Genomic DNA, 18,411 nt, shown 5'->3' on the forward strand with positions numbered 1-18,411 from the left:
ACCTCGACAACTGCGTGGGCTCTCGGAACACCCCGAGCATGCCCACCGATCACGCCGGCGCACCGGGCAACTCCAAGATCCCCGACAGAGTCAAGGTCAGTGTCTGTTCCTGATCCGCTGATGACAGGACTTCACCGGCCAGTTCTGATTTCCCGCTGGCGACCACTTGGTGGGGAGCCGTCTCGCCGCAGGGGGAGATGTGAATCCGACGGTGGACGGGCACGTGGTGAGCCATCCGCAAGAGCAGTACCCACGTGAGTGATGCCTCCTCCTTGCCATTCCTAGGAGCTCTAGGTTAAAACTAGGAGCCCTAGGTAGATGAGGAGGGTGCATGGCACGGGCAGGGCTGACGGCGGAACGGGTGACGATCGCGGGCGCCGAACTGGCGGACGAGGTCGGGCTCGACCAGGTGACCATGTCGCAGGTGGCACGGCGACTCGGCGTGAAGGATGCGAGCCTCTACACGCATGTCCGCAGCCTGGAGGATCTGCGCGGACGGATCGCGCTGCTGGCGGCAGACGAGAAGACCATCCGCATCGCAGAGGCGACCTCCGGACGGGCGGGCAAGGACGCACTGGTCGCGTTCGCCGACGCCTGGCGGGAGTACGCCCACACGCATCCAGGCCGCTACATGGCGACGCAGACCCCGATCCGGATCGACCCCGAGCTGGCCGCAAAAGCGGCCGGGCCGCGGCGCGCGGTCGAGCTGACCTACGGCATGTTGCGCGGCTACGGACTCACCGAGCCTGACCTGACCGACGCGGTCCGGTTGCTGCGCAGCACGTTCCACGGCTTCGTCGCCTTGGAGGCCGCGGGCGGGTTCGCGCACGAGCGTTCGCCGCAGCAGTCCTGGGTCCGAGCCCTCGACGCTCTCCACGCCCTCCTGGAGCACTGGCCCCCGTCCCGAGAAGGAGACGCCGCATGAACGACCCGACCATCGGCAGCCTGCGCGTGAACGGCGCAACCCTGCACTACGAAGTGCGCGGCCAGGGCCCGCTCCTGCTGCTGATCCCCGGAGGGGCGGGGGGCGCTGCTTCCGTCGACGGCATCGCCGACGGCTTGGCCGCCGAGTACACCGTCGCGACCTACGACCCGCGCGGCATGTCCCGAAGCACGCTCGACGACCCCGAGGCCGAGCAGAGCGTGGCCGAACACGCCGACGACGCCTTCCGGATACTGGAACTGCTGTCGCCCGATGAGCCTGCCCGGGTGTTCGGTTCCAGCTCGGGCGCGATCGCCGCGCTGCACCTGCTCACCGCCCATCCCGAACGCGTCGAACGCGTCGTGGCACACGAGCCGCCGGTAGTGGAGGTCCTGCCGGACGCCCCCGAACACCGCGCGTTCCTCGGACGCGTACAGGCAACGTTCCATGCAGAGGGGCTCATGCCGGCGATGGCCGTGTTCTCCGCAGGTCTCAAGGAGGACGGGGAATCCATCGAGCCGAAGGCCGAGATCAAGCTTCCGCCGCAGGCAGCGGCGCGGGTTGAGCAGACGATGGCCAACCTGCCGTACTTCGTCGGGCGCATCGTGCCGAGCTTCATGTCCTACGCCCCGGACATCCACCGACTGGCGGCACTGCCGAACCGGCTCGTGCTCGCCTGCGGCCAGGACTCACGCGGTGAGCTGCCCTACCGTCCGGCCGCCTTCCTGGCCGACCGTCTCGGCACGGAACTCCTGCATTTCCCCGGCGGGCACACCGGCCTGACCACGCACCCCGACGAGTTCGCTGAGTTCCTCCGGAAGGCATTCCTGGCCTGAACCCGAATCAGCCTCGCCCAGGGCGGCACCCACCGAGGGTGGTCACTGAACGTCACATTCGCAACGGGCCGTACGTGGGAAGACCCTGTCCGCTGTCAACAGGGCGCCCGCCCGGATCTTGGGGTTGCGGAGAGTCGGGGCTTCGGTCTCCTCTTCATCCGTTTTGGTGGTGTGCGGATGAGACGCTGATAGGCCGTGCAGCTCCGTGCGAGGATGCGTGAGTCGGAGGGCGCGGTTGCCCGGATCGACCACCATGGCGAACTCCCCCTGATCGAGGGCATCCTGATCCGCCTGGAGGTCGGCCGCCTGCCTGGCGGTGGCGACCCACTGCCCCTGTGGCTGTGGTCCTCCAAGACCGGAATGGGCGGCGCCGACGACGTGGACCTGCGTCGGCAGGCGTTCCTGCGCAGGTTCGATCTGGAGCACACGTTCCGGATGATGAAGCAGACTCTCGGCTGGACCCGGCCGAAGATCCGGACTCCTGAGGCCGCGGACCGCTGGACGTGGCTGGTCGTCACCGCGCATACCCAACTCCGTCTGGCCCGTCCCCTGGCCCAGGACCTTCGCCGGCCCTGGGAGCGACCGGCAGAGCCCAGCCGACTCACCCCCGCTCGCGTCCGGCGGGGGTTTCGGAACCTCCGGGTTCACTTGCCCTGTCCGGCCCGTGCGCCGAAACCGTCGCGGCCTGGACCAGGCCGACCACTCGGCTCGAAGAACAAGCAGCCCGCCACCCGCTACGAAGTGGGCAAAACCGTCAAACGCCTAGAGAGCCTGATCGAACGGGACCGAACCAGACCCTGACAAGGGTCGTGGGAAACCCCGAGTCTGTTTCAACCCCGGTGGTCAGATCGCGGTGGGGATGTAGGGCGCTGCTGCGACCTGGGCCATCGTCCGAAGTTTCGCAAAGTAGGAGGCGCAGTACTCCTCGTTGATCAGGGGCACGATCTTGTCGAGGTCGGCGATGCAGCCCCACAGGTAGGCGATGCCGCTGTCGTCGAGTCCGCCTTTCAGCTCCCTCTGTACGAGGCCGGCGACGTCGGCGTCCAGGAGGACCAGGTCCACGCCGTCGAAGTCCACGCCGCGGAAGCCGTCGGGGAACAGCGCGCGCAGGTGGTCCTCCCACAGCCCGGCGAGTCCGCCTTCGGGCTGTGCTCCGCCCACGTCGCCGGCTGTCGCCTCTGGCGCGGACGCTGGGCGAAGGAGCAAGGAGACGGCATCGAAGACGGCACGCACCATTGCGACCGCCCGGAGCGGGCGGAGGGCGGCACTTGACTCGGCGCCCTGCGTGAGCTTGTCGCGCAGCAGTCGGCTGCGGTCGAGTTCGGCAGCGAGTCCGGCCGTGATGAGCCCTGCGTCGGTGGCTCGCACGATGAGGACGTGGAGCGGTTCGTTCCTGCCCAGACGCTCGGCGAGGACATGCTCCAGGGCGAACAGGGAATGCGTGACGGCGACGGTGGCGAACTCGTACCGGTAGTAGGAGTGTCGGATGAGCTCGCGGGAGGTTTCCATCGCGCTCATGACGTACATCGACGCGTCGCCGGGCAGAACCAGGTCGGCAACCAGGGCGTGCATGTCCGCATAGTCGAGAACGAGGTCGGGGGCGCGCGGGTCCCTTACCGGCAGGAGGAGCGGGTCAGGCGGCGGTGGCAGGGTGTTCACCAGTGCAGTCTTGTCGCCCGAAAGCTGTCGGTGCCATCGGATTTACTCGGGGCGGTTGCCGAGCCGTTCTTCGAGGTGAAGTGACATGCCGACGTGCGAGTGCGAGTCGCCGCCCAGGCTGACGAAGGTGCTGTCCGATGTCATCCCGCTCGGTCCCGACCGGGTATGGCGCCGGGCGAACGGCGAAGCCGCACGCGCCGTGCCGCCTGCAGGAATGTCACCACTGGTGCGGCTGCCTCGATGGGCTGATCAGTGCTGGCTGTTCAGGAAGCCGATTGCGACCGCGCCCCACCAGGCAGCTTGCGATACCGATGCCGTCACGGCACCACGGATCATCAGCGAGCGGCTGACGGGGCCGTCGACGGCGGCCAGCCGGTGGTGCAGGGCGGACGCCTGGACACCGTTGAGTGAGAGCACCAGGACGAGGCCGAGTTTGACGCACGTCAGCGGTGAACCGGGATCGGGTTGGAGGAAGGCCCCGCTGAAGAGCAGGCCGCCCAGGCCGGTCCACACGGGTATGTGCAGGGGGGCGGTGAAGTCGAGAACCTCACGGAGGGTCTTGCGGCCCATGAGCCACAGGGCGCCGTAGTAGTCGATGGCGAGTACCGCACCGAAGCCCAGGACCAGGGAGGCGAGGTGCACGAACAGTGCAACGGTGTGCAGCGTGGTGTCGGCGCGCAGGTGCAGGGCAATCCACGTGGTGGCTGCCCACGCGGCGCATACAGCGAGGGACGCCGCTACGGTCCCGCACCAGGCGGGGAGCTGGAGGAGTTCTGCTTCCCGTCCAGGTCTTCGGTGGATCGCGGTGGCGTCGGCGGCGGACAATGCTGCTCCTGGGATCTTCTGCAGGGTGTGCTCACACCAGCAAGGAGCGAGCGAAGGTAAGGCTGGCCTAAGCTTCGACCGTCGTCAAGGTGACCGTCCACACAGTGGGCACGGCACTGCGCGGCCATGACTCACGGACACGCTTCGCCGATCCGCCCCGGTCTGGACTTGGTCATCGAGGTCGACGCCGGCTCGCGGTCCGGGCGTCCGTCAGCCGTCGAATGTCTCGCGGTAGACACTGGGCGGCACTCCGACGTGCGCCTTGAACAGGGTGCGGAAGTTGGCCGGGGTGCCCAGGCCGCAGTGGCGTGCGACGGCTTCGACTGTGAGATCGCCGGTTTCGAGGAGTTCGCGTGCGCGTGCGAGCCGGGCGTCGAGCAGCCACCGCATGGGCGGGAGGCCGGTGTCGGTGTGGAAGCGGCGGATCAGGGTTCGGCGGGACATGCCGGCCTGGTGCGCCAGCTGATCGACGGTGAGCGGCAGGTGCAGGTTGCGCAGCGCCCAGTCGTAGAGTGCAGGGCTGTCGGACGGCCCGGGTCGCACCGGCAGGTCGATGAACGGGGCCTGGCCGCCGGTGCGGTGCGGGGCGGCCACCAGCAGGCGGGCCTGCTGGTTCGCCAGGCGGGGGCCGTGGTCGCGGCGGATGAGGTGGAGGCACAGGTCCAGGCCGGAGGATACGCCGCCTGAAGTGAGCACCTGGCCCTCGTCGATGTACAGATCCTCGGGTACGACCGTCACCCGGGGGTACCGTCTGGCCAGCGCCTGCGCGTACAGCCAGTGCGTGGTGGCCCGGCGGCCGTCGAGCAGTCCGGCGGCGGCGAGGGCGAACGCGCCGGTGCAGATGGACGCCATGCGGGTGCCGCGGGCTGCCGCCCCCGCCAGTGCGGCGGTCACCTCGGCGCCGGGCACGTCCGGCTCCAGCCCGTCGGGCTCCAGGTAGCCCGGGACGATCACGGTGTCTGCGGTTTCCAGGGCGTCCAGACCGTGCGCGACGGACAGCGCAGGGCCGCCGTGCACCGCGACGGGGCCGGGCCGTTCGGTGCAGACCGTGAGCGCGTACGGGCCGTCCCGCCAGCTCCCGAAGACCTGCCAGGGGATCCCGATGTCCAGCGCGAGGACGTTTTCGAGGGCCACCACGACCACGTGGTGTGCCCCGCCTGATGCCCGACCCGTCATGGCATGATTCTATCGCTCGATGGCACGAGTGCCACTCACGGTGGTGTCCGGTACGCGCCTACGGTCGCCTCATGGACACTGAAGCCGGCCTCCTGCCGGCACTCCCGGACACTCCCGTCGCCCGTGCCGCCGTCGAGCTCGTTCTGTCGTGCGAGAGCGAGCCCGTCGCCAACCACAGCATCCGCAGCTACGTGTTCGCCGCGCTGCTGGCCGAACACGAAGGGCTGAAGCCGGGCACCGACTTCGACGCCGAACTCCTCTTCCACGCCTGCGTCCTGCACGACCTCGGTGCCTCACCGTCGGCCCCGGGCCAGGCGCGCTTCGAGGTCGAAGGCGCCGACATGGCCGCCCGGTTCCTCACCGAGCACGGCTATGGCGCCGACCAGACCGACCCGGTGTGGGAGGCGATCGCCCTGCACACCTCGGACGGCATCGCCGAACGCCGTGGCGTGCTGGCCTACCTCACCCGCCGGGGCATCGGGGTCGACATCGGCTTCGGAACCGAGTTCGTCACCGACGCCCAGGGCGAAGCGCTCCACGGCCGTTACCCGCGGCTGGACATGGCCACCGTGCTGGTCGACGACGTCGTGCGCCAGGCCGCCCGCTCCCCGCAGGCCGGCGCCCGCTACACCGTCCCGGGCGAATTCCTCCGCGAGCGCGGCGAACCCGGCGCCGTCACCGCCCTCGAACTCGCATCGCGGGCCTCCCGCTGGGGCTCCTGACGCCGACACCGCGCCGCAGGGCTGAGCGTCTGCACCGGGCACTGCCCGATGGGCCGCCGTGCACCAGATCTGCGCGCGGACATCCTCGCGTGGTGTCGGGGCGTCCGGCCGGCTGATGACCTGGGTACGGTCTCACAGGAGCAGGCCGGCGACGCCGTCCACGGACGAACACGGAGGTCAGTGGTGAGGAGCCGCCGGACCTCGGCTTCCTCCAAGACTTCGACGCCCGAGCGTCGGTCGGCGCGGTGGTGGAAGCGGGGGCGCCCAAGGGCGAGGAGCCCGAAGTCTGGGAGGACTACGTGTCCGCGTACGAGGACGGACGCTTCGCCGAGTCGGCACGCTACGTCCGCGCATACCCCGCGGAACTCCCACTCCTGGGGGACCTGTTGCCGTCGATCACGACACCGGTGCTGGTGATGAACGCCGAGCACGACGATCTGGTACCGCCGTCCAACGGCGTCTACCTGCACGACCGGCTCCCGAACAGCCGCCTCGTCTCCTTCGACTCCGGTCACTTCCCTTGGGAGCAGGCCGCCGCCGCATACGGCGCGACCGTCGCCCGGTGGCTCAACGGAGAGCACGCCAGGGTGGCACACGAATGAAGGCTCGACAGGCAAGGGGAATCCGCCTGCACGGCAAGCGGGGTTTCCAGGCAGGTGCGGCCGCGTTCGCCTCCGACAACGAGGTGGCGCTGATCAACCCCGAGGGCCCGTACCGCGTCGTCCTGGACTCGGGCGACAGACTCCAGGGGTCGACGTCGGTTGCCGTGCGGCACGGCAAGCTCTACGTCGCCGGCGCAGCGTTCCTCACGAACACCGGCCCGAACCTCTCGGTGGCCGACCTCGACGTCCGCTCGGCCGTAGGCAACTGATTCGACAGCAACACACTCTGCCGGTGACCCCGGACTACCCGATCGGCGTGGCGGCCCACTGCCGAGTCACCTGCCCCGGAGACAAGATCCGCGCGTCCATGACGGACGCCGACCGCCCTTCGAGGTGCAGGTGGTGGGCGGCGGATCGACACCGGACAGGCTGACGCGTGGGCGACCGGCGCCCCGGCAGGCGGCCCCCGCGCCCCCGCGCCCGTGTGTGCGGTGATGTGCTGCGACCAGCTCTGCGCGGAGTGGGGCAGGGCGGCCTCCTCGACCATGGCCCGCACGTCGTCGGCCGCCTCGGGCTGGTCGCGCAGCAGCGCGGCGATCCGTCGGGCCCAGGGACGTACCAGGTCGTCACGGACGAGGTCGGCGTGCTCCCCCTCTTCGACGACGAGGTCGGCGTCGCCGGCCAACTGGGCCCGCAGAGCCGCCGCTCGATCCGAGTCCCGGCGCCGGGACGAGTTCCACGACCCGGTCCCGTGTGCCTTCCCAGTCGTTGGTGGCCATCGCCGCCACAAGGGTGGTCGCCCCGGTCATGGCCAGGACAGTCATCGGATCCGACATCAGAACCCCGTCACTCGCTCAAGTCGTCCTGTTCAGGCTAGTGACGATCCGGTGTGTGCCCCCTCGAATCCCCGATGGAGTGGCCGGCAGGCGGGCGGCTCTCTCAGATGCCGGTGGAAAGTGCTACGTGGCGCCATCCGTCAAGTTCACGTCGCACCAGGTCCAGCTTCGCCTCGACGCGCTCGATCGCATCCGCGCCCAACTGCAGGCGCAGCGGAGGCTCGGCGACCTCGGTGACGTCGACGAGGGCCTTCGCCGCCTTCACCGGATCTCCCGGCTGGTGGCCGTCGTTCTGGGCCAATGCCTCGCGCACCGGTCCCGCGCCGGCAGCGTAGTCGGCGATGGAGGCCGGTTCGACCTGCATGCTCGATCTGCTGAGGAAGTCGGTGCGAAAGCCGCCCGGCTCGACGATCGTGACGCGGACGCCGAGCGGTGCCAGCTCACCGTGAAGCGCCTCGGAGATGCCCTCGAGGGCGAATTTCGACGCACCGTACAGGCCCACGCCCGGAGCGGTGGCGAAGCCGCCCACAGAGCCGATGTTCAAGACATGTCCGGATCGCCGGGCACGCAGCGTCGGCAGGGTGGCCCGCAGCGTGTTCAGCACGCCGAACACGTTGACGTCGAACAGAGCCCGGGCAGCCTTCTCGGAGACCTCCTCGACCGCGCCCACGAGGCCGTAGCCGGCGTTGTTGACCACGATGTCGATCCGGCCGAACTCCGCCAGGCCGGCCTGCACCGCAGCGGTCAGCTGGCCCACTTCGGTCACGTCCGCGCTCACGGCCAGCAATCCGGCCGGCTTGTTCGGATACGCACGGAGTACTGACGACGCATCCCTCGCCGCGGCTATGACGCTGTGACCTCGATCCAGCGCCTCGCGGGTGATCTCCGCGCCGAGCCCACGCGATGCACCGGTGACAAACCAAACGCTCATTTTCTCCCTTTCCTGATCGCCCGATTGGGCAACGGCTCGACGCTAGAACCTAGAGTCAGGTCTAGATCAACTGTCCGAAAGGAGTCGCTCATGGACCTGAGCATCGGTGAGGTGGCGGAGCGCAGTGGGCTGAGCGTTCACGCACTGCGGTTCTACGAGCGCGAAGGCCTGTTCGCCAACCCGGTGCGCCGCCTGTCCAACGGCCGCCGGATCTATCACGAGGAAGATCTGGAGTGGCTGGCGATCTGCACGAAGCTGCGCTCCTCCGGAATGTCACTGGCGACGATCCGTCAGTACATCGAGCTGGTCCGCCGAGGACCGGGCAACGAACACGAGCGGCTGGAGCTGCTGCGCCGGCACGCGAACCATGTGGAGGAACAGATCCGGGAGCTGCAGAAGGCCTTGGCCGTGATGCGGCACAAAGTGCGGATCTACGAGGATCATCTCGTCCGTGGCGAGGCCGACGGGCTCTGGAATCCGTCCCACCCGGACGCCGCACACGCCGGCACTCGTCAGGAGTGCCATCCGTCAGAGAGCACGTGATCGTACGGTGACAGGGACCACGGGCGGGCGGTGTCAGTCCGCTGGACTATCGTTCCCGCCACCGCACACCGACTGCAAGGACCCAGAGAATTGACCGCCCTGTCTGCTTTCCCGCTGCCCTTCCATGCTTCCCGTTCCATAGCGTTCGCGACACCCCGAACGCTGCGGGAGCTTCAGATGATGCAGTGCAGCGCGCTCATCCGGGCGAAGCCGGGGTGGTTCGACAAGATGAACGATGCCGACATCGTCGCCAGGTGGACGCAGGAAGCGGTGGCCCAGGGCCTCACCGAAGCCCAGGTTCGTTACGTGCTTGCCGAACTCCTGCACTACGCAGCGCTGCGGGACGGACGAACCGGCGTCGAGGTGTCCGCCGTCGACGGGGTGTGGCAGTCGGACGCACTGGTCGACGACAAGCTCGGATTCCGGCTGCGCGAGGCGGTTCGGGTTCTGGAGCAGGCCCCCGAAACGGAGCAGGACTGGCACCCCGGATCCGACGGCCAGGTATTGGATCTGGTTCATCCCTCACTGTTCTGCCTGGTGAGAGAGGTGAGCGGGGCGCCCGAGAGGGCTTGGAAGAACCCGACGAACCGCTACTCGAAGTACGAATTCTCGGAGAAATTCCAGTGGCTGCCCACAGACGTCGACGTCAGTGACGATGGCGATGTCGCCTTCCGTTCGTACGTCAACAACGTCCACCCCGAGGCTCATCGCGAACTGGCCTCCGTCCTGCCGGACCTGTTCGCGTGCTTCCGCCCGCTGCTGGAGAACGTGCTCACCGATCTGCGCCATCCGCGACCCCTGAGAATCAAGGCCGATCCTTACGGCTGGTACGACTCGAAGCCGGAGTATCCGAACAAAACCTCCTACAACGACGACGGGGCCTACGCAGAAGCCCTCCATGCATGGGGAGAAGCCCAGGACGACTGGTGGGAAAACCGTCGCCCGGCCATCCCGGACGCCCCGGCCTTCACCCCGCCCGAGTTGCCCGAAGAATCTGCCCGAGTCGACCTGCGCGGCCGCCGCCTGCAGGTCATCGTCAAGCTCGCCACCATTCATCTCACCCCGGACAAGCCCGAGTACCCCGGCGGTTCCTGGCACGTCGAGGGGATGATGAACGAGCGGATCGTCTCGACCGGCATCTACTACTGGGACAGCGAGAACATCACCGAAAGCCGGCTGAGCTTCCGGGCGGCGCTCGACGACCCGGACTACGAACAGAACGACGACAACGGCCTGCGTGAGGTCTACGGCCTGGAGGACGAAGACGCACTGAACCAGATGCTGGGATCGACATCGACCCCAGCGGGCCGCTGCCTGGCGTTCCCGAACATCCTGCAACACCGCGTCGGCTCATTCCGCCTGACGGACCCCACACGCCCGGGACATCGCAAAATTCTGGCGTTCTTCCTGGTCGACCCGTCGGAAAAGATCGTTTCGACATCCGATGTGCCGCCGCAACAACCCTGGTCCGACACCTCGACCATGACGCTTGAGCAGGCCGAGAACTACCGGGAACAACTCATGCAGGAACGCAAGTTCTTCGTCGACGAACACAACGAGCAGCTCTACGAGCGAGAATTCTCCCTCTGCGAGCACTGAACCTCTCCTGGCATGAATGCATACAGCTCAGGAGGTGCCTTTGCGGGCCCGGCGCGGTCACGGGGTACGGAGGCGGATGGTGTACACGTCCGTACGGTTCTGTGGTGCGTCGGAGTGGGCCTCGGTCAGTACCGCCCGTACTCCCTTGCCGTCCGCCACCAGGCCTTGGTAGTCGCCGAGGAAGTAGCCCCCGGCGAAGGGCGCCTGCAGCCAGTCGAAGACCCGCGAGATCCGTCGCTCGGAGCGGAGCCTCGGGTCTCCGTGCGGCAGCGTGGCCAGCTGGTAGGCGGTGGGCAGGGTGCTGGTGTCGCCCGGCTTGAGGAAGCGCAGGTCGTAGTAGGTGAGCGCGACGGTGCCGCGCTCGTCGACCGAGATCGACGGGGAGAAGGCCGGCACGCCCTGCGGGCTGATCAGCTCCGGGGCACCCCAGGTGCGTCCGCCGTCGGTGGAGCGTACGAGCTGGACGGAGTCGAAGCTGCCGCCGGAGAAGTCCGAGCCCTCGTAGGCCATGTACAGCGTGCCGGTCTTCGGGTCGACGGCCGGGCTGGGCAGGGTGGCCGCGGCGCGCAGCGGCTTGGTGGGGTCGTTCGGGTCGACCTCCGGTACGGAGGTGTCCCGCGCCACGGTGGTCGGTGCGCTCCAGGTCTCTCCGGCGTCGGTCGAGGTGACCACCGCGTAGTGGGCTTCGGTGACGGTGCTCAGGTCGTCGGAGTAGGTGATCCGGTCGAAGAAGTCGTACAGGGTGCCGGTGCGGCGGTCGACGACGATCACGTGGCCGATGGTCTGCGTGTTGGGCACGGTGCTGGTGTCGACGAACGGCCGGGCGTTGCTCCAGGTGCGGCCGCCGTCGCGGGTGAGGGAGATGTAGCCCGGACCGTCGAGGGAACTGGGGCCGGGCGGGTCGTTGTCGAGGCGGTTCCAGACCTGGTAGGCGGTGCCCTTGCGGATCGGGTCGGCGGTGAGGGAGGGCTTGTCGTTGAAGAACGGTTCCTCGTCGACGTGCGTCGTGGTGAGGTTTTTCCAGGTGCGGCCGCCGTCGCGGGAGGTGGCGGTCAGGAGGGCACTGCGCGTGCTCCGCGTGAAGTCGACGCCCTCCCCGCCGGCGTAGACGGTGCCGTCCGGTCCGGTGCTCACCCAGGGGTCGGAGGCCCGTTCGAAGTCCGCGCCGCCCGGGGCGCACAGGCTGAACGGCAGCGTGCTCCGGTGGAAGGTGCGGCCGTCCGTGGTCCAGCCGGCCACCAGGCCGCGGGCGGCGCCGTCGTTCCAGCGGTCCTGCTGGAACACGGTGACCACGCGCTTGGGGTCCCGCGGATCGACGGACAGGTACGGCTCCACCTCGGTGCCCGGGTAGACGACGCTGTCGGGGGACCTCGCGCCGATGGTGCAGTCCGCATACGGGTCGCCGTGGGACACCCTGATCAGCGGTGGGCCGTCGGGGCCGGGGTTCCGGTCTGCCGCCGCGGGAGTCGCGCCGGTGATCGTGACCAGAAGGAGCGCGGCGGTGGCGACAGCGGTCACGGGCAGGAAGGCGCGCATACGGGATCTCCTCCGAGCCTGGGCGGACTGGTGCGGGACCGCCGTCATCGGGGCGGCCCGGGGCGCGGAGGGGTTCCGGAATGTCGGGGTGGGGCGACTCCGCTTGATCCTTTTCGGCCTCGTGGGCGGTGCCCTTGATGGGCCGAACGGCGGATCCCTTCCCGGAGTCGTCGAGGAGCACGGCGCGGCCGACGGGCCGACCGGCGGTGCACGATGCCGGTCGGCCCGTCGGCCGTGCTGTTACCACGCCGCGTCGCGGACAGCGCGGCCCGCGGGGCCCGGGCCCCGCGGCTGTGGCGAGACGGGCCTGGGCGAGTCACCCGACGATGACCCGGCGGTTGCCGGGTACCGCGCCGAGCGCACCGGCCGGACCGGTTCCCCAGCCGTGTGACGACCTGTCACGTCACGTGATCGACTGCGTGCCCGCCTCTTCGGAGGAGCCGCCGGGTGGGCGTGGACGGGGTCAGCGGCGGACCGTGCCCGTGATCCGGGCGTACCCGATGATGTGGCGGGACATCATGAACGCGGCAATGGTCGGCGGCGTGGTCGTGGGCAGGCCGAGTGCGGGTACGTCGAGTGCGTACACGGTGATCTCGTAGTGGTGGGTGAGGTCGCCGCTGGGCGGGCAGGGCCCCAGATAGCCGGCTATTCCGGAGTCGTTGGCTCCGGTCACCGCGCCGGCCGGCAGCCGGGTGTCCAGGCCGTTGTGACCGGCGGGGATGTCCCAGACGAGCCAGTGCCAGAATCCGGCTCCGGTGGGCGCGTCGGGGTCGAACATGGTGATCGCGTAGCTGCGGGTGGCCTGCGGAGCGCCGCTCCACGACAGCCGGGGCTGTCGGTTGTCGCCGGTGCAGCCGAAGGCGTCGGCCCAGGTGTCGGGCGGGAGCGCCTCGCCGTCGCGCACATCGGGGCTGGTCACAGTGAAGCGTTCGGCCGAGGCGGGCACACCCCTGCGGACCGAGCCGTATCCGTACTCCGAAGGGTCGATCGGGGGAGTGGCGGGCTCGGCGGCGGTCTCGGGCACGGTCACGGCCACTCCGGTGGTGAGCGGGGACTTCTTCATCGGATCCTCCTGAAGGTCGGTGGTGAACCGATGTTCCCGAGCGCGCGGGCAGGCGGGAAGGCCCTCCGGATGCTGGTACCCGCCGTACCACCGTCCGCTGTGGACAAGGAGCCGCGGTGCGGGGCGATGATGGGGCGTGGTGCATATACGAACAGGGCGCAACGAGGAGCTGGCGCAGTTCCTGCGGGCCATGCGGGAGCGGCTGCGGCCGGACGAGGTGGGACTGGCGGACCAGGGACGTCGCCGCACACCGGGTCTGCGGCGGCAGGAGGTCGCCCAGCTCGCCGCCGTCAGCGTCGAGTGGTACGTCCGGCTGGAGCAGGGGCGGGCGAGCGCGCCCGGCACCGCGGTGCTCGACGGCCTCGCCCGGGCGCTGCGGCTGTCGCCCGCCGAACGCCGGCACCTGCACGTGATCGCCCGGGGCGAGGTGCCGGTGCCCCGCCCCGAGTGCCTGCCGGTGAGCGAGTCGCTGCGCGTCCTGATGGACGGAATGCCGCTCCTGCCTGCCTACCTCGTCGACTTCAGGTTCGACGTCCTGGCCCACAACAGCGCCGCGGCCGCGCTGTTCGGCGAGGACTTCGGCTCCGGCGTCGCGGACAACATGGCCCGGATGCTGTTCCTGTCGCCCCGCATGCGGGAGATGCAGTTGGACTGGGCCCGGGTGGCCCGCGAGACGGTGGGCAACCTGCGCGCCACGCTCGCACGCCACCCCGACGAACCACGGCTGCTGGATGTGATCGGGGAACTGCGATCGACCGTAACGGAGTTCGCCCTCTGGTGGGACGACCACACGGTCAGGCAGCGTGCTCACGGCACCAAGCGGATCAGTCATCCCTCCGTCGGCGAGCTGACCGTCCATTACGACACACTGGCCACCCTGGACGGGGCCGGACAGTCCCTGATCGTCCTCACACCGGCGGACACGGCGGCCGAGGCGTGTCTGCGCGCGCTGATGGTCGATCGCGCCGGCACCCTCGGCGGCCCCGGTCTGCACGCTCTGCCTGCTGCCCAGGCCCGGCACCCCGAGGTGACCGGTGGCAGCGCACAGCCCGGGCCGGCTCCCCGCCGCCGGCCCGGCCTACGGTGACCGCGCCCCCGCGGCACCGTGGCGGGATCACACACCACACGTAGGGTGATTCCATGGAGATCAGAGAGTTGCAGTGGTTCGTGGCTCTTGCCGAGTGCGAGCACGTGACCTCCGCGGCCGAACGACTCAACATCGCTCAGCCCACGAGTGCACCGAACTCAGCACGCTCCGCTCGCTGGTGTCATCCGGACTCGGCGTGGCCGTGGCGCCAGCCACCGGTGAAGCGTCCCCTCACCCCCTACGTGCCGTCTCCGTCCCCCTGGCGGACCCGGGGGCCTTCCGGACCATCGGAGTGATCACGTAGGCCGGCGGCCCGTGCTCCGCGGTCGTGGCACGGTTCCACCACTACATCCGCTCCACCGCGCAGCCGTCCGAAGGCTGAGGGGTACCGCCTTGTGCGAGGCGCTGAGCCGCTGAAAGATCCACGTGGCCAGACGCATTCGCTGCTCAAGGGATCGAAGACCTGCCCGGCGTAGTCGGCTCGCGATCCCCGGCCGGCGCCGACATGGCCGGCGCGCTCACTCATCGAGCGTCAGGTCTGGCGATCCGTCTGCTCGTCGGAAGGCAGCAGGTCCTTGGCCCTGCGCTCCATCAGGACCGGGAGGTAAGTGCGCACACGCGCATACCTGAGCTCTTCGTACGCCGTCCGCACCGAGCTTTCCACCAGGTCGGCGTCCAATTCGGGGTGGGCCTTCATCAGTCGTTCCGCGACATGGCGGATGGTGAGGGCATCCTCCGACTCCGCCATCACGCACCTCAGCCTTCCTTCGGGGACAGCCGTTCCTCAGTCTGGCGGAGCGGCCGCCGCCCCGGAAGGCGATCTTCCGCCGCGCTGGCCCCCTTCGCCGCTACCCGAGACTGCTTCATTTCCGTCAGGCGTCGAAGCGGCGCCGGGAGGATTCGATGTGACCGAAGTACCGGTGGGTCCAGTCGCACAGTCCGTCGATCGTCGCCCGCAGGGCCTGGCCCGGCTCGGTGAGCATGTACTCGACCCGCGGCGGCACGACGGGGTGCACGGTCCGCTCGAGCAGCCCGTACCGCTCCAGCATCCGCAGGTTCTGGGTCAGCATCTTGTGACTGATGCCCTCGACCTCGTCACGCAACGTGCTGAAGCGCAGGGTGCGCTCCCCCAGGGCCTCGATGATCAGGAGCGCCCACTTGTTGGCGACGTCCGAGAAGATCTCCCGCCCCAGCGAGTCCGCCCGCCTGAGGTCCGCATCGTCGGGCGAGCCTGTGAGCTGCTTGGTCACCATAAGGTTCCCCAGTCACTGAAAAGTGCGTTCTTCCATGTCAGAGGCCACTCTCCTACGGTTCCTGAGTAACCACAAGAGAGCGGGAGCGTCGCGGCTCGATGGAATCGAGGCGGCGGCGCCCATGATCGCAACCGGGTCGAAGCTCGTCTTCTTCGCCGGACAGGTCGCCTGGCACGCCGACGGCGTCGCGGTCGGCGAAGGCGACCTCGCCGCTCAGGTCGAGCAGTGCTACCTCAACATCGGCACCGCCCTGGCCGAGGTCGGTGCCTCCTTCGACGGCGTGGCGAAGCTGACCGTCTACGTCGTCGACTGGACTCCCGACAAGATGCCCCTGCTGATGGAGGGGATCAGCAGGGCGGCCGCGAAGCTGGGTGCCGCACCGCCGGGCGGCGAGGTGGGCGGCGTCCCAGTCGGGCCGGCTGAGCAGCCGGTTCCCGATGATCCGCAGCGCCAGGGGCAGCCCACCGCACAACTCGGCGAGCCGGGTGAGCGTCGATCCCTCGTCCCGTGCGGAGCGTTCGCCGAGGATCCCGGTCAGCAGTTCCGCGGACTCCCGCAACGGCAGGGGGCCCAGGGCGAGCCTGCGGACCCCCTCCAGACCTGCCAGCGCCCGCCGCGTGGTGCGCCGGGCCCAGTGGTCCCGCAGCCGGCCGTCGCGCGCCAACTCGATCAGCCGCTCGCGAGCGCCGTCGTCCAGCTTCAGCGCGTCGGCCAGGGCGGTCACGGACCGGGCCTGAGGTCCCCTGCTCCGCCCGCGCTCCATGTCCGACAGGGTCCGGGCGCTGACGCCCGAGACATCGGCCAGCCGCTCCAACGTCAGCCGCGCCGCGCGGCGGTGACCACGCAGCGCCTCCCCGAAACCAGGTCGGCCCGTCTCACCCATGGAGTCACTCCCGATCAGCGGCGATGGCACGGACCGTCCAGGACGTGCCGCTGTTGAGGTCCGCGACGGGGAGATCGGCGCGGCCGTCGTCGCGGGACCGCCGGACGGTGAGCCCGCCGCCGTTGCCGCGCGGGTGCTCCTGGAGGACCGGATCGTCGCGGTCCTCCCCGCCGGGGGCCGGCTCGCGGGCCTCGCGGACCTTCCGATGACCCTGGAGGAGGTGGTCCGGGGCCCGGTCATCAGCTACGGCCCCGACAGCGGGGTGCACGCGTACATCCGTGAGGCCTTCGCCGCGAAGGAGTTGCGGCTGGACATCGCCTACGCGACGAACGACGTCGCCCTCCAGCTTGCGCTGGTCGCGGAGGGGATCGGCATCGCCCTCACCTCCCACGCGAGCCCGGTCCTGGCCGCAGACCCGCGGTTCGTCGTCGTGCCGCTGGAGCCCGCCATCCGATTGCGGAAGGTGTTCGTATGGCGCGCAGGTACCCGGCCGAGTGCGCCACTGCGGGCGTTCCTCGACCTGTGGACGGAGCTGTCCGAGTAGTGCGAGCGGGTGCGGCGGCTCTCAGCGCACCGCGACCGCCGCGATCGCGCACCTCATGGTTCTGGCAGAGGGCGGTCCTGTCGTGGAACTTCCACGGCTCGCCCAGCTTCCGGCGCTCATCCTGGCCGTGAGGCCGACCAGGCCATCTCGTCCTACCGGCCCTGCCGACCGAGGGACATCTGCTCAGGGCTTCGGCTCCGGCCGAGTTGCCGACACGGGACGCGGCTTCGCCGGGAGTGTGGGACGCGGGCTCGTACGGCGGCTTCGTGACCAGGCCGAGTTCATGGCCCGACTCCCAGGTCCCCCTGGGGCGTGGAAGCGCTGGGCGGCGCGGTGGCAGCCCCGGCTTCTGCCTAGAACGGCTGACGGATCTCCGTGACGATCGTGTAGAGCTCGATGATGACGCCCCCGCCGGTGCGGGCGATGTCCATGCCGCTGACCACCGGTGGTTGACCGTCGGCCGGGCCGTACCGGAAACCGAGGTGACCGATGTCGTCGAGCCCCGAAGCGGTGCCTGTGGGCCGGAAGACCCAGTCCGGGTTCTCGGCAAGCAACTCCGTGGCGCGGCTCACGAAGTCCGTGCGCCCACGGTTGATGCGGTCCGGTTCGTGCCACACCACTTCTTCGGCGTAGTTCTCGGCGATGACCGCGGCCCGGCGGTCCGGGTCGGGCTCGTTGAACACGTCGAGCAGGTTGACTCGCATCAGATCGGCGGGGGATCTGGTCATGGTGAGTCCGTTCCTGTGGGCGGGTCGGCGGGTCTGGCGCAGGAGCCCCGGCTGGGGTGGCCGAGCCGGTCACTTTGCGACGGCTGGGGCCGTCCGTAGCGGGGCGAGAGCCGTCGTCCAGGCGATGACCTGGTCGAGCATGGTGTCCAGCGCATGGAGGTTGTGGTCGCCGGGTTTGAAGACGCTGACGTTCTTGAAGTCGGTGTGCAGGGAGAGCAGGACTTGCTGGCGTACGTCGGCCATCTGGAGTTCGGCGGCGACCAGGCGCAGTTGTTCGGCGGAGCGTGCGCCGCCCGCAGCGCCGTAGGAGACCAGGCCGAGGGCCTTGTTGTTCCATTCGGCGTAGAGGTAGTCCAGGGCGTTCTTCAGCACGCCGGGGAGCCCGTGGTTGTACTCGGGGGTGACGATGACGAATCCGTCGTACGCGGCGATGGTCTCGGCCCAGCGCCGGGTGTGCTCGTTCTGGTACTGGCCGAGGGAGGGCGGCAGCGGCTCGTCGAGGTGGGGGAGGGGGTGGTCGCGCAGATCGAGCAGCTCGAAGCCGGCGTCGGTCCGGCGCGAGGCGTGGTCGAGGACCCAGTGCGCCACTTGGTCTCCGACGCGGTGGGGCCGGGTGCTGCCGAGGATGATGCCGATGGCGGACATGGTTGGCCTGCCCCTTCGTGG

The 18,411-nt window shown here is 69.4% G+C and carries 20 protein-coding genes and 3 pseudogenes; 12 read left to right on the plus strand and 11 right to left on the minus strand.

From position 1 onward, the window contains the following. Window positions 1-331: 331 nt before the first annotated feature. The 3 genes and pseudogenes from ACZ4YL_RS33080 to ACZ4YL_RS33090 form a co-directional block, all read left to right on the plus strand. The gene (locus ACZ4YL_RS33080; RefSeq protein ID WP_468121492.1) at window positions 332-925 is read left to right on the plus strand and encodes a TetR/AcrR family transcriptional regulator; all 594 of its coding nucleotides are present in this window, start codon (window positions 332-334) and stop codon (window positions 923-925) included. Then, the gene (locus ACZ4YL_RS33085) at window positions 922-1,758 is read left to right on the plus strand and encodes an alpha/beta fold hydrolase (RefSeq protein ID WP_468121493.1); all 837 of its coding nucleotides are present in this window, start codon (window positions 922-924) and stop codon (window positions 1,756-1,758) included. The genes ACZ4YL_RS33080 and ACZ4YL_RS33085 overlap by 4 nt, the downstream gene beginning before the upstream one ends. A 237-nt stretch (window positions 1,759-1,995) precedes the next feature. Continuing rightward, window positions 1,996-2,559: pseudogene (locus ACZ4YL_RS33090) on the plus strand (NF041680 family putative transposase); the annotation flags it as partial. A 42-nt stretch (window positions 2,560-2,601) separates the two neighbouring features. On the opposite strand, the gene ACZ4YL_RS33095 reads toward ACZ4YL_RS33090, so the two are convergent. The 3 genes from ACZ4YL_RS33095 to ACZ4YL_RS33105 all read right to left on the minus strand — a co-directional run bounded on the left by ACZ4YL_RS33095 (window position 2,602) and on the right by ACZ4YL_RS33105 (window position 5,418). Beyond that, the gene (locus tag ACZ4YL_RS33095; RefSeq protein WP_468121494.1) at window positions 2,602-3,417 is read right to left on the minus strand and encodes a hypothetical protein; all 816 of its coding nucleotides are present in this window, start codon (window positions 3,415-3,417) and stop codon (window positions 2,602-2,604) included. A gap of 249 nt (window positions 3,418-3,666) precedes the next feature. Then, window positions 3,667-4,242: a hypothetical protein gene (locus ACZ4YL_RS33100; protein WP_468121495.1), complete on the minus strand. Its 576-nt coding sequence runs from the start codon at window positions 4,240-4,242 to the stop codon at window positions 3,667-3,669. 210 nt (window positions 4,243-4,452) lie between these two features. After that, on the minus strand, window positions 4,453-5,418 hold the full coding sequence (locus ACZ4YL_RS33105; RefSeq protein WP_468121496.1) for a GlxA family transcriptional regulator: 966 nt from the start codon (window positions 5,416-5,418) through the stop codon (window positions 4,453-4,455). 71 nt (window positions 5,419-5,489) lie between these two features. On the opposite strand from ACZ4YL_RS33105, the gene ACZ4YL_RS33110 reads away from it, so the two are divergent. The 3 genes from ACZ4YL_RS33110 (at window position 5,490) to ACZ4YL_RS33120 (ending at window position 7,011) form a co-directional block, all read left to right on the plus strand. After that, window positions 5,490-6,140 carry an HD domain-containing protein gene (locus tag ACZ4YL_RS33110; protein WP_468121497.1) on the plus strand — a complete coding sequence of 217 codons (651 nt, stop codon included), beginning with the start codon at window positions 5,490-5,492 and terminating at the stop codon, window positions 6,138-6,140. A gap of 245 nt (window positions 6,141-6,385) precedes the next feature. Further along, window positions 6,386-6,742: an alpha/beta fold hydrolase gene (locus ACZ4YL_RS33115; RefSeq protein ID WP_468121498.1), complete on the plus strand. Its 357-nt coding sequence runs from the start codon at window positions 6,386-6,388 to the stop codon at window positions 6,740-6,742. After that, window positions 6,739-7,011: a hypothetical protein gene (locus ACZ4YL_RS33120; RefSeq protein ID WP_468121499.1), complete on the plus strand. Its 273-nt coding sequence runs from the start codon at window positions 6,739-6,741 to the stop codon at window positions 7,009-7,011. Before ACZ4YL_RS33115 ends, ACZ4YL_RS33120 begins: the two co-directional genes overlap by 4 nt. Before the next feature lie 670 nt (window positions 7,012-7,681). Here ACZ4YL_RS33120 and ACZ4YL_RS33125 read toward each other — a convergent pair. Further along, a complete protein-coding gene (locus tag ACZ4YL_RS33125) occupies window positions 7,682-8,509 on the minus strand; it encodes an oxidoreductase (RefSeq protein WP_468121500.1) in 828 nt (275 codons plus the stop codon). Between the two features lie 90 nt (window positions 8,510-8,599). On the opposite strand from ACZ4YL_RS33125, the gene ACZ4YL_RS33130 reads away from it, so the two are divergent. Together ACZ4YL_RS33130 and ACZ4YL_RS33135 are read left to right on the plus strand one after the other, a co-directional pair. Further along, window positions 8,600-9,052 (plus strand): MerR family transcriptional regulator, encoded by a 453-nt coding sequence (locus ACZ4YL_RS33130; protein ID WP_468121501.1) that lies wholly within the window; start codon window positions 8,600-8,602, stop codon window positions 9,050-9,052. Between the two features lie 90 nt (window positions 9,053-9,142). Continuing rightward, a complete protein-coding gene (locus ACZ4YL_RS33135) occupies window positions 9,143-10,651 on the plus strand; it encodes a DUF4246 domain-containing protein (RefSeq protein WP_468121502.1) in 1,509 nt (502 codons plus the stop codon). A 57-nt stretch (window positions 10,652-10,708) separates the two neighbouring features. Here the strand turns inward: ACZ4YL_RS33135 and ACZ4YL_RS33140 are convergent, their stop codons facing one another. Then, on the minus strand, window positions 10,709-12,187 hold the full coding sequence (locus tag ACZ4YL_RS33140; protein ID WP_468121503.1) for a sialidase family protein: 1,479 nt from the start codon (window positions 12,185-12,187) through the stop codon (window positions 10,709-10,711). Window positions 12,188-12,650: 463 nt separating this feature from the next. Further along, window positions 12,651-13,250, minus strand: a complete 600-nt coding sequence (locus ACZ4YL_RS33145; protein ID WP_468121504.1) for a YbhB/YbcL family Raf kinase inhibitor-like protein — start codon at window positions 13,248-13,250, stop codon at window positions 12,651-12,653. Between the two features lie 139 nt (window positions 13,251-13,389). On the opposite strand from ACZ4YL_RS33145, the gene ACZ4YL_RS33150 reads away from it, so the two are divergent. Further along, window positions 13,390-14,337 (plus strand): helix-turn-helix transcriptional regulator, encoded by a 948-nt coding sequence (locus tag ACZ4YL_RS33150; RefSeq protein WP_468121505.1) that lies wholly within the window; start codon window positions 13,390-13,392, stop codon window positions 14,335-14,337. A gap of 53 nt (window positions 14,338-14,390) precedes the next feature. After that, entirely contained in the window at window positions 14,391-14,633 is a 243-nt protein-coding gene (locus tag ACZ4YL_RS33155; RefSeq protein ID WP_468121506.1) for a LysR family transcriptional regulator, read from the plus strand. Window positions 14,634-14,869: 236 nt separating this feature from the next. Here the strand turns inward: ACZ4YL_RS33155 and ACZ4YL_RS33160 are convergent, their stop codons facing one another. Both ACZ4YL_RS33160 and ACZ4YL_RS33165 read right to left on the minus strand, forming a co-directional pair. Then, window positions 14,870-15,085, minus strand: coding sequence for a three-helix bundle dimerization domain-containing protein (locus ACZ4YL_RS33160; RefSeq protein ID WP_468121606.1), 216 nt, complete (start codon window positions 15,083-15,085; stop codon window positions 14,870-14,872). 124 nt (window positions 15,086-15,209) lie between these two features. Continuing rightward, on the minus strand, window positions 15,210-15,590 hold the full coding sequence (locus ACZ4YL_RS33165) for a winged helix-turn-helix transcriptional regulator (protein WP_468121507.1): 381 nt from the start codon (window positions 15,588-15,590) through the stop codon (window positions 15,210-15,212). 124 nt (window positions 15,591-15,714) lie between these two features. Between ACZ4YL_RS33165 and ACZ4YL_RS33170 the strand changes: the two are divergent. Next, a pseudogene (locus ACZ4YL_RS33170) lies at window positions 15,715-15,996 on the plus strand (RidA family protein); the annotation flags it as partial. 276 nt (window positions 15,997-16,272) lie between these two features. Here the strand turns inward: ACZ4YL_RS33170 and ACZ4YL_RS33175 are convergent. Continuing rightward, window positions 16,273-16,473 (minus strand): annotated as a pseudogene (locus ACZ4YL_RS33175) (helix-turn-helix domain-containing protein); the annotation flags it as partial. On the opposite strand from ACZ4YL_RS33175, the gene ACZ4YL_RS33180 reads away from it, so the two are divergent. Further along, window positions 16,472-17,017 (plus strand): LysR family transcriptional regulator substrate-binding protein, encoded by a 546-nt coding sequence (locus ACZ4YL_RS33180; RefSeq protein ID WP_468121508.1) that lies wholly within the window; start codon window positions 16,472-16,474, stop codon window positions 17,015-17,017. The pseudogene ACZ4YL_RS33175 and the gene ACZ4YL_RS33180 overlap by 2 nt on opposite strands. Before the next feature lie 353 nt (window positions 17,018-17,370). Here the strand turns inward: ACZ4YL_RS33180 and ACZ4YL_RS33185 are convergent, their stop codons facing one another. Next, complete coding sequence (locus tag ACZ4YL_RS33185) at window positions 17,371-17,745, minus strand: nuclear transport factor 2 family protein (RefSeq protein WP_468121509.1); 375 nt, start codon at window positions 17,743-17,745, stop codon at window positions 17,371-17,373. Window positions 17,746-17,814: 69 nt separating this feature from the next. Next, window positions 17,815-18,390: an NADPH-dependent FMN reductase gene (locus ACZ4YL_RS33190; protein ID WP_468121510.1), complete on the minus strand. Its 576-nt coding sequence runs from the start codon at window positions 18,388-18,390 to the stop codon at window positions 17,815-17,817. Between the last annotated feature and the right edge of the window lie 21 nt (window positions 18,391-18,411).

Source organism: Streptomyces sp. NPDC030021 (genome assembly GCF_055574035.1).

Excerpts from the sequence above, each read along its gene's own strand:
- ACZ4YL_RS33080 (WP_468121492.1), top strand. The coding sequence starts at position 332 with ATGGCACGGGCAGGGCTGACGGCGGAACGGGTGACGATCGCGGGCGCC.
- ACZ4YL_RS33085 (WP_468121493.1), top strand. The coding sequence starts at position 922 with ATGAACGACCCGACCATCGGCAGCCTGCGCGTGAACGGCGCAACCCTG.
- ACZ4YL_RS33105 (WP_468121496.1), bottom strand. The coding sequence starts at position 5,418 with ATGACGGGTCGGGCATCAGGCGGGGCACACCACGTGGTCGTGGTGGCC.
- ACZ4YL_RS33110 (WP_468121497.1), top strand. The coding sequence starts at position 5,490 with ATGGACACTGAAGCCGGCCTCCTGCCGGCACTCCCGGACACTCCCGTC.
- ACZ4YL_RS33120 (WP_468121499.1), top strand. The coding sequence starts at position 6,739 with ATGAAGGCTCGACAGGCAAGGGGAATCCGCCTGCACGGCAAGCGGGGT.
- ACZ4YL_RS33125 (WP_468121500.1), bottom strand. The coding sequence starts at position 8,509 with ATGAGCGTTTGGTTTGTCACCGGTGCATCGCGTGGGCTCGGCGCGGAG.
- ACZ4YL_RS33130 (WP_468121501.1), top strand. The coding sequence starts at position 8,600 with ATGGACCTGAGCATCGGTGAGGTGGCGGAGCGCAGTGGGCTGAGCGTT.
- ACZ4YL_RS33140 (WP_468121503.1), bottom strand. The coding sequence starts at position 12,187 with ATGCGCGCCTTCCTGCCCGTGACCGCTGTCGCCACCGCCGCGCTCCTT.
- ACZ4YL_RS33145 (WP_468121504.1), bottom strand. The coding sequence starts at position 13,250 with ATGAAGAAGTCCCCGCTCACCACCGGAGTGGCCGTGACCGTGCCCGAG.
- ACZ4YL_RS33155 (WP_468121506.1), top strand. The coding sequence starts at position 14,391 with ATGGAGATCAGAGAGTTGCAGTGGTTCGTGGCTCTTGCCGAGTGCGAG.
- ACZ4YL_RS33160 (WP_468121606.1), bottom strand. The coding sequence starts at position 15,085 with ATGGCGGAGTCGGAGGATGCCCTCACCATCCGCCATGTCGCGGAACGA.
- ACZ4YL_RS33165 (WP_468121507.1), bottom strand. The coding sequence starts at position 15,590 with ATGGTGACCAAGCAGCTCACAGGCTCGCCCGACGATGCGGACCTCAGG.
- ACZ4YL_RS33180 (WP_468121508.1), top strand. The coding sequence starts at position 16,472 with ATGGAGTCACTCCCGATCAGCGGCGATGGCACGGACCGTCCAGGACGT.
- ACZ4YL_RS33185 (WP_468121509.1), bottom strand. The coding sequence starts at position 17,745 with ATGACCAGATCCCCCGCCGATCTGATGCGAGTCAACCTGCTCGACGTG.
- ACZ4YL_RS33190 (WP_468121510.1), bottom strand. The coding sequence starts at position 18,390 with ATGTCCGCCATCGGCATCATCCTCGGCAGCACCCGGCCCCACCGCGTC.